Source organism: Ruminococcus sp. 1001136sp1, from assembly GCF_039841815.1.
In the GTDB taxonomy this organism is placed as follows: Bacteria; Bacillota; Clostridia; order Lachnospirales; family Lachnospiraceae; genus Blautia_A; species Blautia_A faecis.
The window spans coordinates 56516-70064 of record NZ_JBDPGY010000012.1; the positions used below are offsets into that span (position 1 = coordinate 56516).

Below are 13549 nucleotides of genomic sequence, written 5' to 3' on the forward strand. Positions count from 1 at the left end.
AATAATGTTGTCACATTATAGGAGAGAAAAGAGTGGAGAACAGGGAAGTTATTAATGATGTACTGGTACATCTGTTTAACGAGATTATGGAGCTGGAAGAGCAGGCAATCATTACGGAAGAATATAAGGATATCACGAATAATGATATGCATATTATTGAAGCTGTAGGCCTTGGTGGGAACAAAATGTCCGACATTGCGGCCAAACTGAATATCACTGTAGGTTCCCTGACTACTTCCATGAACAGCCTTGTAAAAAAGGGATACGCCACAAGGGAGCGAAGTGAGCAGGATCGCCGTGTGGTATTTATCCATCTCACCCTGAAAGGAAGAAAGGCATATCATCACCATGCGGAATTTCACCGCAAAATGACAGATGCAGTGCTTGATGTACTGGACGAGAAGGAAGCGCTTGTCCTTGCCAAGGCCCTGGACAGTCTGACCCTTTTCTTCAGGCAGTATAAAGCATGATATGGGTAGAACCGGGGCATTTTGACTGTGATAAAGCTGAACTTCTCTTTTTTGAATCCCATATTTTGATCTGGATAATGATTATGACACACATAGTTTGGCTATAAACCCAAGAGACAAATATCTGACTGCTGCAGCAGTATATTTTCTATTACGAACTGATGGGATCAGGTAAAGATCCGGAAAGGACATTCTATGAAGAGAAGAGCATTATCATGGTTTATGGCCGCTGCACTTGGTGTTGGAACAATGGCTGGAGGTATTGGAAGCGCAAATATTGTATTGGCAGAAGAACAGAATGAAGAAACGGAAGCGGCAGATGAGACATCAGAAGAGCCGGCTGATGAGACGGATTCAGACAGTTCTGTAATGAAAATTGGGGCACTGAAGGGTCCTACTGCAATGGGAATGGCACAGCTTCTGGACGATGAGAATTACGAGTTTTCCCTTGCTGCATCTCCAGATGAAATTGTCCCAATGATCGTTCAGGGACAGGTAGATGTAGCAGCTGTTCCATCCAATTTAGCCTCCGTTTTATATCAGAAAACAGATAAAAACGTCAGCGTTCTGGCAGTAAATACTCTTGGTGTTCTTTATCTGGTGGAGAATGGTGATTCCATCCAGTCTGTAGATGATTTAAAGGGAAAAACGATCTATGCCAGTGGTAAAGGTGCGACTCCGGAGTATGCGTTAAACTCTGTTCTGAAGTCTAATGGACTGGATCCGGAGAAGGATGTGACCATTGAGTACAAGTCTGAGCATGCAGAGGTTGTAGCAGCGCTTGCAGAAGACCAGACAGCAGTTGGACTTCTTCCACAGCCTTTTGTAACCACTGCACTTATGAAAAATGCGAACCTTCGTGTGGCCCTTGACCTGAATGAGCTTTGGGAGTCTTCTGCAACAGATGGAAGCAGGCTGGTAACAGGTGTTGTAATTGCCAGAAATGATTATCTGAAAGAGCATGAAGCAGATATTGATGCGTTTATGGATGCATATAAGGACTCTGTAGAATTTGTAAATTCTGATACAGAAGCAGCTGCCCAGATCATTGGAAACCATGATATTATTCCGGCAGAAGTTGCAGCAAAAGCCATTCCGGAATGCAGTATTGTATTTATGGAGGGCGACGAAATGCAGACCATTCTTTCCGGCTATCTGAACACACTAAATGAGCAGAATCCGGAAACAATCGGAGGTCAGTTACCAGATGAGGACTTCTATTATAAACGCTGATAAGGCAAAAAAATATCGGATATTTTATAAAATTGTGGCAGCTGCTGTATGGATTATGGTATGGCAGCTGACCAGTATGTGGCTGAAACAGGAGATCCTTCTGGCATCTCCTGTTTCTGTTATAAAGAGACTTACCGAATTGATTGTAATGGGAGATTTCTGGAAATCTGTGGTGTTCAGTTTCGTAAGGATTATACTGGGATTTTCTCTGGCTTTGATCCTGGGAACGGTTCTGGCGGCGCTTTCTTCTGCTTTTTTTGCTGTGGAAGTGCTGATGGAGCCATTGATCATGGTGATAAAAGCTACGCCAGTTGCTTCTTTTATCATTCTGTGCCTGATTTGGATCCCATCCAGAAACTTATCCGTTTTTATTTCGTTTCTCATGGTTTTTCCAGTGGTATATACAAATATTCTGGAAGGAATCAGGCAGACGGACAAACAGCTTCTGGAGATGGCAGATTCCTTTGGAGCGGGAGTGGGAAAAAAATTACAATTTATCTATCTTTCCCAGGTTATGCCATATGCAGTTACTGCCTGTAAACTGGGACTTGGTCTCTGTTGGAAAGCGGGGATTGCGGCTGAAGTAATCGGCATTCCTGCTGGTTCCATCGGTGAAAAATTATACAAAGCCAAGGTGTATCTGGAGACACCAGACCTGTTTGCATGGACAATTGTCATTATTGCAGTGAGTGTGGGATTTGAGAAGATTTTTATGTTTGCGTTGAGAAGAAGTGTGGGAGAATAACCGTAAAAGGAAGCATTTTCGAGAAAATATCCGGGCGAAAATGCTTCCTTTTTATAGGGAGCTTTAAAACCTGCATATCCTGCAGAAAGCCTTTGCTTTAGTCTACTCCGTTTTTTGCGCAGATATCAGCGAGACAGCATCTGTCGCAATAAGGCCTGGTTCTGGCAGTACAGACTTCCCGTCCGTGGTTTACCAGGCGGTGACAGAAGTCATTTCCCTCTTCCGGCGGAATGATTTTCCACAGTGCCATTTCAACTTTCTTAGGATCCTTGATTCCATCCACAAGGCCAATCCGGTTGGTGAGACGAATGCAGTGTGTATCAGTGACAATAGCTGGTTTACCGAATACATCGCCCATGATCAGATTGGCACTTTTGCGTCCTACACCAGGGAGGGCGAGAAGAGCGTCAAAGTCACATGGAACATTGTCATGGTATTTTTCATGCAGGATTTTCATGCATGCGCTGATGTCTCTGGCTTTACTTTTTCCCAGTCCGCAAGGCTTTACAATCGCTTCAATTTCTTCAGGGGTAGCTGCTGCAAGTGCGGCTACGTCCGGATATCTGGCATACAGATCCTGCACTACAACATTGACTCTGGCATCTGTACACTGTGCTGCCAGCCGTACGCTAACCAACAGTTTCCAGGCTTCGTCGTAATCAAGAGTGCAATCTGCCAGGGGGTATTCTTTCTTTAATCGATCTATCACTTCAAGAGCGAGTTCTTCCTTTGTCATTTTGTAAAATCCTTTCATGAATGATGTATTCATTGTAATTGGAAATCCTCGATTTTGCAAGTTTATGCTGCTTTATTTTGTAAGAACTTAGGAAAAAAGGTTACTGTGAACTTTGTTCACAAAAAACGCCTCGCGGAACGTTACCAGTGAACAGTAATGGGAAAAAGATCACTGTTGACTCTGCGGACAGTAACGGAAAAAAGTAATACTTCAGAGTGAAAATGTGAATATTGTTAAAAAAAATCCCGCGACAGCTATATATACTGCCGCGGGATGCACTTTTTAGTTTAAATGCCAGATATCTTTATTATACTGTGCAATGGTTCTGTCAGAAGAGAAGAATCCTGCCTCACCGATATTTGCAAGCATTTTCTTTGCCCAGCTGTTACGGTCTTCATAATCTGCAAATACCTGATCTTTAACTTTAATATAATCTTTGAGATCCAGCAAAGTCATAAACCAGTCTTTATTCAAAAGCTCGTTATAGAAGTTTCTCAGATGTTCCTCTTTACCAAGCTTCAGCATCGGCTCGCTGACAATAAAATCTACATACTTTTTAATATCAGCATCTCCCTCATAAATTGCTCTGGAATTGTAATCCATCTTCTCATAATGCTTGATAATTTCATCACTGGACTCACCAAAGATATAAATATTATCCTTGCCAACCAGATCGCTGATCTCAACATTTGCTCCGTCCATAGTACCAAGAGTAATAGCACCATTCAGCATAAACTTCATGTTTCCGGTACCGCTTGCCTCCTTGGAAGCCAGGGAAATCTGCTCGGAAATATCGCAGGCAGGGATCAGTTTTTCAGCAGCACTTACATTGTAGTTTTCCACCATAACAAGCTTCATATAAGGTGCTACGTCCGGATCATTCTGAATCAGGGTTTCCAGAGTCAGAAGCAGATGAATGATATCTTTTGCAATGTAATAAGCAGGAGCTGCTTTTGCACCAAAGATGAAAGTAATCGGTCTTTCCGGTTTCTTTCCGTCTTTGATTTCCAGATACTTATAAATAATATAAAGAGCATTTAACTGCTGACGTTTATACTCATGAAGTCTCTTGATCTGGATATCAAAAACACTGTTTTCATCAATCTCGATGCCAGTATTTTCCAGAACAAAATCCTTGCAGATCTTCTTTGCATTTGTCTTGATCTCAAGCAGCTGATCCAGAACCTTCTGGTCATCTTTGTAAGCCAGAAGCTTTTTCAGTTCATCGGCATCTTTCTTATAACCCTCTCCAATAAGTGAAGAAATAAACTTGGTCAGTGGCTGGTTGCAATACATTAACCAGCGGCGGAAAGTAATACCATTGGTCTTATTATTGAATTTTTCAGGATAAATTTCATAAAACTGATGCAGCTCGGAGTTCTTCAGAATCTCTGTATGAAGGGCTGCAACACCATTGATTGAGAAGCCATAATGAATGTCCATATGTGCCATATGAACCAGATTATTGCTGTCAATAATAGCAAGATTTTCAGCCGGATATTTGGCTTTTACTTTTTCATCCAGCTTGCGGATGATCGGAACCAGCTGTGGAACAATGTCTTCCAGATAATGGATTGGCCATTTTTCAAGTGCCTCAGCCAGAATTGTATGATTGGTATATGCACATACATGGGAAACGATTTCAGCAGCTTCATCAAAGTCAATTCCACGCTCACCAAGAAGGCGGATGAACTCAGGAATGATCATACTTGGGTGAGTGTCGTTGATCTGAACGACAGCATAATCAGCCAGATCATGAAGGTTGCTTCCCTTGGAAACTGCCTCATCCAGAATCAGCTGAGCGGCATTGCTGACCATGAAATACTGCTGGTAAACACGAAGCTTACGTCCATCTTCATCACTGTCATCCGGATACAGGAACAGTGTCAGATTGTGGAGAATATCCTTTTTGTTAAAGGTAATTCCATCATGAACCATGGACTCATCTGCCAGATCAATGTCAAAAAGGTTAAGGTGGATTGCTTTGTTTTCATAGCCTGCAACATCAATACTATACATGGTAGATTTCAGGGAAAAACCTCTGAAAGGAACCATATAAGTTACATCTGTAGCAGTCAGCCAGGAATCAGGAGTGATCCATGGATTCGGTACTTCATGCTGAAGATTGTCTTCAAAAACCTGTTTGAAAAGTCCGAGATGGTAATTCAGACCAATACCTTCTCCAGGAAGTCCAAGTGTTGCAATAGAATCCAGAAAACATGCAGCCAGACGTCCAAGACCACCATTTCCAAGAGATGGTTCCGGCTCAACGGATTCAATTTCTGCAAGAGATTTGCCATTTTTTTTCAGAAATTCTGCAACCTCATCGTAGATTCCAAGATTGATCAGATTGTTGGAAAGAAGTTTACCAATGAGAAATTCGGCAGAAATATAGTAAATTTTTTTCTTACCATCGTGATAGCCTTTTGCAGCTAACTGCTCTTTTGTATAGGTGAGAAGTGCTTCGTATACTTCCTGGTCGGTACATGCTGCGCAGTCTTTGTGGAACATGTTCTGGATCATAGTTTCTAAAGCTTTCATAATTATTTTCTCCTTTCGAGAGCGTGTGAATGATGCTCGTCTGAAATCCACCGGTATGCCTGATGCCGTGGACATCACCTTTGTTTGATGGTGTTATATTAGCATATGCATCTCTTAGAAAAATACAACAAAACTGTTCTGTTATGACATTTTTTTGCGGAATTTGTGAGGGGACAGCTGATTGGCTTCCTGAAATTTTTTTATAAAATAACTGGTATTGTTAAAACCTACATCCAGAGCAATGTCCGTCACAGATGCATCTGTATGCAAAAGCAGGGACTTTGCCTTTTCAAGTCTGTAGTCATTCAGGTAGGCTGCTGCTGTTTTTCCGGTATACTGTTTGAACAGCTTCATAAAATAGAATTCACTGTAATTGGAAAGACCGGACAGTTCCTTTACAGACAGAGGCTCACGGTAATGGGCACTGATATAGTCCAGGACCTTTTTTACAGATAAAAGATTCCTGTTCTGTTCGGCATCTGTAGTAATGATGTAATTTCCTGCCAGCATTTCATAAAAAAGCCCATAGAAAAGTCCTTTCAGCTTCATATAATAGAAGGGCGGTTTTTCTTTGTGGCATTTATGGATCTCGCAGAAAAGATGGAAAATATTATTATAATTTTCATTGGCAGGAGTGATCAGATGGGTGAATTCTGCCCGGTTCTCCATAAGCAGGGAGATTACTTTTTCCTGACAGAGATCCCCTGCAGGACCCGCCAGAAAGCTAAGGTCAAACACCACGCTTCTGTAATATAAAATATGTCTGGAATCTGACTTGATTCCATGCAGAACACCGCTGTTGACAATGAGAAGATCTCCCTCTTTCAGACGCAGTGTTTCCCGGTTAAGCCTTGCAAGCCCGTTTCCCTTGTCAATACAGATGATCTCCATTTCTTTATGCCAGTGGTTGTATAAGGAGCGGAAAATCTCACAATTATCTGTATAAGTTTCTACTGGCAGCTCAAAAGAACCATGGGTTTCAAGCTCCTTCATGGTTTCGTCTACGTTTGGTGAAATATCAGGTATTTTATCTGCCATGGCATCCTCCCTGAAAATGAGTATTATCCACAAGCTTCACGAAGCATGCAGAATTGTGTTATCTATGAACTTTGTTCACAAAAACGCCTCGCGGAACGTTACCAGTGAACCGTAACGAAATGTAAACAATAGCGAAATTTGTTTGCTTATAATTAATATATGTTATCATTGTCTTGTATTATACGTTATGCGTCAAACCTTCGCAAGTCTGTAGAAATTTTCGAAAATCTGACGCTTTTATTGGAAAAGAAAACCAGGTGGTTTATAATAAGGATTAAAAGAGCTGCTGTTCAGTATCTGCACATTGACAAAAGCGGTTACTTAATATTCGCTCTGGATGTGCAAAAGATACAGCGGAAAGGAAGGCATTTTGAAGATAGATTTTAAACATGCAAGAGGCGTTTTCGAGGATTATTTAAATGGATATGACAGAGAAGATGAAAAGATAAAATTAAAAATCATTCACACATATGGGGTGGTAAAAAGTGCTCGTGAAATTGGTCACAGAATGCATTTGAATGAGGAAGACCAACAGCTTGCGGAGCTTATTGCCCTGCTTCACGATATTGGAAGATTCCAACAGCTTCGTCTTTATAACAGCTTTTCACCGGACACTATGGATCACGCTGCATTCGGTGTACAACTGTTATTTGAGGGAGAAAATCCGATGATCAGCAGATTCATAGAAGACCGAAGCTATGATGAGCTCATTCGCGTGGCAATTGCCAGACACAGTGATTTCAGGCTGGAAGGAATTCAGGACGAAAGAACTCTTTTCCACGCAAAAATGATCCGCGATGCAGACAAGCTGGACAATTGCAGAGTGAAGCTGGTGGATTCTGTGGAGGCTATGATCGGTGTCCCTCAGGAGCATGCCGGAGAAGGCAAAATATCTCCAAAGGTATGGGAATCCTGCCTGAGAAAAGAGGCAGTTTCATCTCCTGACCGGATTACATCCGTAGATTACTGGGTATCCTATGCAGCGCAGTATTATGACCTGAATTTTAAGGAAACATGGCGGATCATGAAAGAAAAGGATTACATTTCCAGGATTATAAAGCGGTTGGAATATAAGGAGAAAGACACTAGGGAAAAGATGGAAATACTGGAGCAGCAAATGAACGCTTACATGGAGAAAATCCTATGCTGAGCTCTCAGATTTCCTACCAGATCATCCGCAGCAGCCGCAAAACTATGAGCCTGGAAATTAAGGCTGATGGCAGTGTTGTTGTACGCGCGCCTCTCCGTCTTTCCGAAGCAAAAATTCAGAAATTTGTGGAAGAAAAACAAGAATGGATCCTGAAAAATCTGGAAAAAATCCAGAAAAGAGATGCACAGAAGGAGAACGTACAAAAGCTGTCTGCCCTGGAAAGACAGCATCTGCAGAATAAAGCCTGCGTGGTAATTCCAAGGCGAGTGGCATATTATGCAGAAAAGTTAGGGGTAAGCTATGGGAAAATTACCCTGCGTCAACAGAAAACAAGATGGGGAAGCTGTGCCGCAAATGGAAATCTGAATTTTAACTGGCTGTTAATTCTGGCACCTCCTGAGGTGCTGGATTATGTGGTGGTCCATGAGCTTTGCCACCGTAGGGAAATGAACCATTCCCAGGCATTCTGGAAAGAAGTTGAGAAGATCCTTCCAGATTACCGGGAAAGACAAAAGTGGCTAAAAGACAACGGCTGGAGATTAATGGAGGAGGGTTTTTAATGAGAAAAAAAGGAAAAAAATGGTTCGGTTTGCTTATTGCAATCGTATTTTTATGTGCATTCTGTGTACCGGTAGCGGCTGCGTCCAAGCTTCCCAGATTACAGGTAAAAGGCACACAGCTTGTAAACAGCAGTGGGAAAAAAGTACAGCTTAGAGGTATCAGCACCCATGGTCTGTCCTGGTATCCAGAGTATGTAAATCAAAGTGCATTTACTTTTATGAAGAAAAACTGGAAGGTAAATGCAGTGCGTCTTGCCATGTATACTGCTGAATATAACGGCTATTGTACCGGGGATGCATCCAATCGGCGTAAGCTGGAAGCGTGTATTGATAACGGTGTAAAATATGCCACAAATGCAGGTATGTATGTGATTATTGACTGGCATATTTTAAGTGATGGAAACCCTCAGCAAAATCAGAAAGAAGCTTTGAAGTTTTTCAAAAAAATGGCAAAAAAATACAAAAATAATACCAATGTGATCTACGAAATCTGTAATGAGCCAAATGGAGGAACATCCTGGAGTACAATAAAAAAATACGCTGAAAAGATTATAAAAGGTATCCGCACCTATGACAAAAAAGCTGTGATTCTGGTAGGAACGCCCAACTGGTCACAGGATGTAGATCAGGCTGCGCTTTCCCCGGTTAGTAAGAAATACAGGAAAAACGTAATGTACACCCTGCACTTTTACGCAGCAACACATAAGGAATGGCTGAGAGATAAAGCACAGGCTGCCCTTGATAAAGGACTGCCGTTATTTGTATCCGAGTTTAGTATCTGTGATGCTTCTGGAAATGGTGGACTTGATAAAGCTGAAGCAAAAAAGTGGCTGACTTTCCTGGATAAAAACAATATCAGCTATATGGCATGGAGCCTGTCAAATAAGGCAGAAAGCTCTGCATTTATAAAATCCGGCTGCAGTAATACAGGAAAATGGTCCTCAAAGAATCTGACAGCAGCAGGAAAATGGATTACAAACTGGTATAAAAAGAAATAAAAAGAACACATTGGAAAGTGTTTTTTTCTATAGTTTTGAGAATTTTGAGCAGTTGCAAATCAAAATATAAATGACTGAAATGGAGTTAATTAAGTGGAAATAATCGCAGATCTTCACATTCATTCCAGATATTCCATGGCAACAAGCAAGCTTGGAACCCCGGAATATCTGGATCTGTGGGCAAGAAAAAAAGGAATTTCTTTAGTGGGAACCGGTGATTTTACCCATCCTGCCTGGCGGGAGGAACTGAAAGAAAAGCTGGTTCCGGCAGAAAGTGGACTGTATCGGTTAAGAGATGAATATGTTCTGGAAGAGGCGAAAATGCTTCCTGGGGGAGCTCCCCGTTTCGTAATTACAGGGGAGATCAGTTCTATCTATAAGAAGAATGGAAAGTGCCGCAAGGTGCATAATGTACTTCTTTTATCCGGCCTTGAAGAAGCAGATAAAATAGCTGGGAGACTGGAAAAGATTGGAAATATTCACTCAGACGGAAGGCCAATACTGGGACTTGATTGTCACGATCTTCTGGAAATTTTACTGGAAAACTGTGCCGATGGAATGCTGGTTCCGGCACATATCTGGACTCCCCACTTCGGGCTTTTTGGTGCCGCATCAGGGTTTGATACCATGGAAGAATGTTTTGAAGATCTTACTTCATATGTTCATGCTGTGGAAACGGGATTATCTTCAGATCCACCTATGAACTGGCGTTTATCTGCACTTGATGGACTTCAGCTGATCTCAAACTCAGATGCACATTCTCCATCAAAGCTTGGAAGAGAGGCTAACTTACTGGACATTGAATTGTCCTATCAGGGACTTTATGGTGCTGTCCAATATGGAAAAGGTTTTCTTGGAACACTGGAATTTTTCCCGGAAGAGGGAAAATATCACTATGATGGACACAGAAAATGTCACATCTGTCTGAGTCCGGAAGAAGCAGAAAAGTATCATGGAATATGTCCTATATGTGGGAAAAAACTGACTATGGGAGTGAATCACAGAATTATGGATCTGGCTGATAGAGAAAATGGGTTTGTGAGAAAAAATGCCAGACCTTTTGAGAGCATTGTACCTCTTCCTGAGGTGATTTCTGCCTGTGTTGGAAAGGCTGTAACCACCAAAACAGTCACTGGTGAATATGAAAAGATGCTTCAGAAACTGGGAAATGAATTTGATATTTTAAGGGAAATTCCCATTGCGGATATTGAGAAAGAAAGTAGTCACATGATTGCTTCAGGTATTCGGAAACTTAGAAACAGAGAAGTAATCTGTAAACCTGGATTTGACGGCGAGTATGGGAAAATCTGTCTGTTTTGAGGAAAAGGCTGTTTTTTGAAAAAATATAGATGAATGTGGTATAAGGAACGGTGAAATGATAGAAAATAAGAGAATTAAAATTGGAATTATTTCAGATACACATGGTCTTTTACGGACAGAAGTTCTGGACATATTACAGTCCTGTGACTGCATTTTTCATGCTGGAGATGTGGACAGACCGGAGCTTCTGGATACTATAAGATCATTGGGCGCTTTATATGTAGTGCGAGGAAACAATGATGGATACTGGGCACAGAATCTGCGAAGAAGCTTGAACTTTACAGTTGGAAATGTGAAATTCTTTATGGTTCATGACAGGAAAGATGTTGCCTGGGAGTTAGGGGATACCCAGGTGGTGATTTTTGGACACAGTCATCAGTATTTTGCAAAAGAAATTGACGGAAGGCTGTGGCTGAACCCTGGAAGCTGCGGCAGAAGCCGCTTTGGTGGAGACGTGACCATGGCAGTTATGACCGTGGAAAACGGCAGCTGGCAGGTGGAAAAAATCGTGCTCTGAACAGTTGCAATGTGGAAAAAAGGAATATCCAGAACACAGTTTTACAATTATGTTGTAGAAAAATTGGGAAAAACAGGGGAGAGAATTGTCGAAAGATGACATTGCAATTTTAACAAGATAATGTATAATAGGGCAGAAGAAAAAGCCATGAAAGAAATGAGGATTTGCAGTGGAGAAAAAAGAAATCGATGTAAAATTCATTGTAGGAATTGTCATTCTTTTGGTGATCTTTGGCGTAGTAGGCGGCTCGTTCTGGAATCTGGTTGCCAGACAGGCACAGAAAGACAAACAGGAGGAAGCCCGTCTGGAAAATGAAGCCATAAGAGCTATTTATGTGGAAGCCGGAGATATACTGAAGGAAATGGTATTCGTAGATATGGATAAAAAAACTGTTTTCAAGGCAGCGATTCCCAAGGAAGGAATTTATAACAAAAATGATAAATTAATAGCCGGGGATACCTTGGAAAATGGAGATATGGTGAAAATCTACGGTGACAGAAATATGACAAGATCCATCCCTGCACAGTATCCAGGGATTACAAAGATGAAGCGAAATGGCAGGGCTTCTCTTGAGGAGCTTCAGCCTTATCTGGAAATTGCAAATGAACTTCTTTGTGGAGACAGCGAGGAGGAAGACAAAAAGTGAAGTATCTGAGGCAATTTTGTATTATTTTGCTGGTTTCAGCGTTGGGTGAGGGATTACATATCCTTTTGCCTCTTCCGGTACCGGCCAGTGTATATGGTCTTGTACTGATGCTTGGAGCACTTGCAAGCGGAATTCTGAAACTTGAGCAGGTAGAGGAAGCAGCAGATTTTCTGGTTGAAATTATGCCGGTTATGTTCGTTCCTGCAGGTGTGGGACTTTTGGAAGCGTGGGGTGATCTGCAGCCAATCTGGCTTCCTGTTGTGCTCATAACAATTCTGACAACCGTCATTGTAATGGTAGTTACTGGACGCAGTACTCAGTTTGTGATCAGAAAGGACAGGGGGAAAGATAAGAAATGATAAATTTTATAGAAAATTCCCTGTTTTTCGGGGCGGCATTAAGTCTGGCTGGATATGAGGTCGGTCTTTTGCTGAAGAAAAAGTTTAAAATGGCGCTGTTTAATCCTCTTTTGATTGCAATTCTATGTGTAATGGGAATGCTTCAGCTTATGCAGGTGGATTATAAGACCTACAATGCAGGCGGTCAGTATATTAGTTATCTGCTTACTCCTGCTACAGTATGTCTTGCGGTACCGCTTTACAGACAGCTTACTCTGCTTCGTAAGAATCTGAAAGCTGTCGTTATAGGAATTGTTTCCGGTGTACTTGCAAGTATGGTCAGTGTCTTGATTTTTGCAAAGCTGTTTGGACTTTCCCATTCGGAGTATGTTACTCTGCTTCCGAAATCCATTACTACAGCCATTGGAATGGGTGTATCGGAAGAACTTGGCGGACTTGTTACGATCACGGTTGCAGTTATTATTATCACTGGTGTGCTGGGAAATGTGATTGCGGAGGCAGTCCTTAAAGTGGCAAAAATTGAGGAGCCTATCGCGAAAGGTCTGGCACTTGGAACTTCAGCCCATGCCATAGGTACATCTAAGGCAATGGAACTGGGTCCTGTAGAAGGTGCTATGAGCAGCCTGGCAATTGCCGTTGCCGGACTTCTTACTGTTATTGCCGCTTCTGTGTTCGCTGGATTTATGTAAAAACATGTTTGTGGATTAACTACTATGAAAGTATAGCGAATAAATAAGCCTGTAGACATGTTCATTTAGATTTTGTAAAAAGGAAAACGTCTGATTCTGTTTGAAACAGGTTCAGACGTTTTTTTATCACTTAAAAACGAACAGATATTCGAAAACGATTGATTCATACCGTTTTATAGGACTGATATTGTGGTAGACTAGTCTCATAAAGAAAATATGTTCGGAAAATACGTTCGGTATTTGATGGCGGATGATATTGGAGTTTGGGAAACGGAGGAGATATTATGTGGAAATCAGGCAGAAATATTAACAGCAGAAGAGCTGCCCTTGCAGAGGGATATATGGAGGATACACAGGAGAGCCGCGGCAGGAAATTTTCCGGGAGCACAGCCATGATACTGGGACTTTTTATTACGTTGGAGCTCATGATCGGGGGAGCTATGATCTTTAATTATGATTTTCATGGTGCAGATCTTATTGCTCTGCTCTTTGCTTTTATGGTATTATATTCTGGAGTCGTAGCAGTATTGACAGATAAATAGGAGTA

Annotated in this window: 14 protein-coding genes and 1 pseudogene; 12 read left to right on the forward strand and 3 right to left on the reverse strand. The window is 41.6% G+C overall.

Going from position 1 to position 13549, the window contains the following annotated elements; all coding sequences use genetic code 11:
- Positions 1-32: 32 nt before the first annotated feature.
- The 3 genes from ABHC48_RS12105 to ABHC48_RS12115 all read left to right on the forward strand — a co-directional run bounded on the left by ABHC48_RS12105 (position 33) and on the right by ABHC48_RS12115 (position 2448).
- Complete coding sequence (locus ABHC48_RS12105; protein WP_330382748.1) at positions 33-470, forward strand: MarR family transcriptional regulator; 438 nt, start codon at positions 33-35, stop codon at positions 468-470.
- A 195-nt stretch (positions 471-665) separates the two neighbouring features.
- Positions 666-1703: an ABC transporter substrate-binding protein gene (locus tag ABHC48_RS12110; protein WP_195699629.1), complete on the forward strand. Its 1038-nt coding sequence runs from the start codon at positions 666-668 to the stop codon at positions 1701-1703.
- A complete protein-coding gene (locus ABHC48_RS12115) occupies positions 1678-2448 on the forward strand; it encodes an ABC transporter permease subunit (RefSeq protein ID WP_148462177.1) in 771 nt (256 codons plus the stop codon). Before ABHC48_RS12110 ends, ABHC48_RS12115 begins: the two co-directional genes overlap by 26 nt.
- A gap of 97 nt (positions 2449-2545) precedes the next feature.
- Here the strand turns inward: ABHC48_RS12115 and nth are convergent, their stop codons facing one another.
- From nth to ABHC48_RS12130, 3 genes are all read right to left on the reverse strand, one after another.
- A complete protein-coding gene (gene nth, locus ABHC48_RS12120) occupies positions 2546-3184 on the reverse strand; it encodes an endonuclease III (RefSeq protein WP_187566123.1) in 639 nt (212 codons plus the stop codon).
- Positions 3185-3466: 282 nt separating this feature from the next.
- The gene (locus ABHC48_RS12125; RefSeq protein WP_195699630.1) at positions 3467-5725 is read right to left on the reverse strand and encodes a glycogen/starch/alpha-glucan phosphorylase; all 2259 of its coding nucleotides are present in this window, start codon (positions 5723-5725) and stop codon (positions 3467-3469) included.
- Between the two features lie 141 nt (positions 5726-5866).
- Positions 5867-6763 (reverse strand): AraC family transcriptional regulator, encoded by an 897-nt coding sequence (locus ABHC48_RS12130; RefSeq protein WP_226836606.1) that lies wholly within the window; start codon positions 6761-6763, stop codon positions 5867-5869.
- Positions 6764-7133: 370 nt separating this feature from the next.
- On the opposite strand from ABHC48_RS12130, the gene ABHC48_RS12135 reads away from it, so the two are divergent.
- From ABHC48_RS12135 to ABHC48_RS12175, 9 genes and pseudogenes are all read left to right on the forward strand, one after another.
- Entirely contained in the window at positions 7134-7913 is a 780-nt protein-coding gene (locus ABHC48_RS12135) for an HD domain-containing protein (protein WP_306467726.1), read from the forward strand.
- Entirely contained in the window at positions 7907-8473 is a 567-nt protein-coding gene (locus ABHC48_RS12140) for a SprT family zinc-dependent metalloprotease (RefSeq protein WP_226814855.1), read from the forward strand. Before ABHC48_RS12135 ends, ABHC48_RS12140 begins: the two co-directional genes overlap by 7 nt.
- Positions 8473-9471, forward strand: coding sequence for a glycoside hydrolase family 5 protein (locus ABHC48_RS12145; protein ID WP_118578801.1), 999 nt, complete (start codon positions 8473-8475; stop codon positions 9469-9471). The genes ABHC48_RS12140 and ABHC48_RS12145 overlap by 1 nt, the downstream gene beginning before the upstream one ends.
- A 135-nt stretch (positions 9472-9606) precedes the next feature.
- Positions 9607-10788 (forward strand): annotated as a pseudogene (locus tag ABHC48_RS12150) (endonuclease Q family protein); the annotation flags it as partial.
- A gap of 58 nt (positions 10789-10846) precedes the next feature.
- Complete coding sequence (locus ABHC48_RS12155) at positions 10847-11308, forward strand: metallophosphoesterase family protein (protein WP_118578803.1); 462 nt, start codon at positions 10847-10849, stop codon at positions 11306-11308.
- Positions 11309-11477: 169 nt separating this feature from the next.
- The gene (locus tag ABHC48_RS12160; RefSeq protein ID WP_118578805.1) at positions 11478-11954 is read left to right on the forward strand and encodes a hypothetical protein; all 477 of its coding nucleotides are present in this window, start codon (positions 11478-11480) and stop codon (positions 11952-11954) included.
- Complete coding sequence (locus ABHC48_RS12165; protein ID WP_118578807.1) at positions 11951-12313, forward strand: CidA/LrgA family protein; 363 nt, start codon at positions 11951-11953, stop codon at positions 12311-12313. The genes ABHC48_RS12160 and ABHC48_RS12165 overlap by 4 nt, the downstream gene beginning before the upstream one ends.
- Entirely contained in the window at positions 12310-13002 is a 693-nt protein-coding gene (locus tag ABHC48_RS12170; protein ID WP_148462180.1) for an LrgB family protein, read from the forward strand. The genes ABHC48_RS12165 and ABHC48_RS12170 overlap by 4 nt, the downstream gene beginning before the upstream one ends.
- 284 nt (positions 13003-13286) lie before the next feature.
- Entirely contained in the window at positions 13287-13544 is a 258-nt protein-coding gene (locus tag ABHC48_RS12175; protein ID WP_148462181.1) for a hypothetical protein, read from the forward strand.
- Positions 13545-13549: the final 5 nt, after the last annotated feature.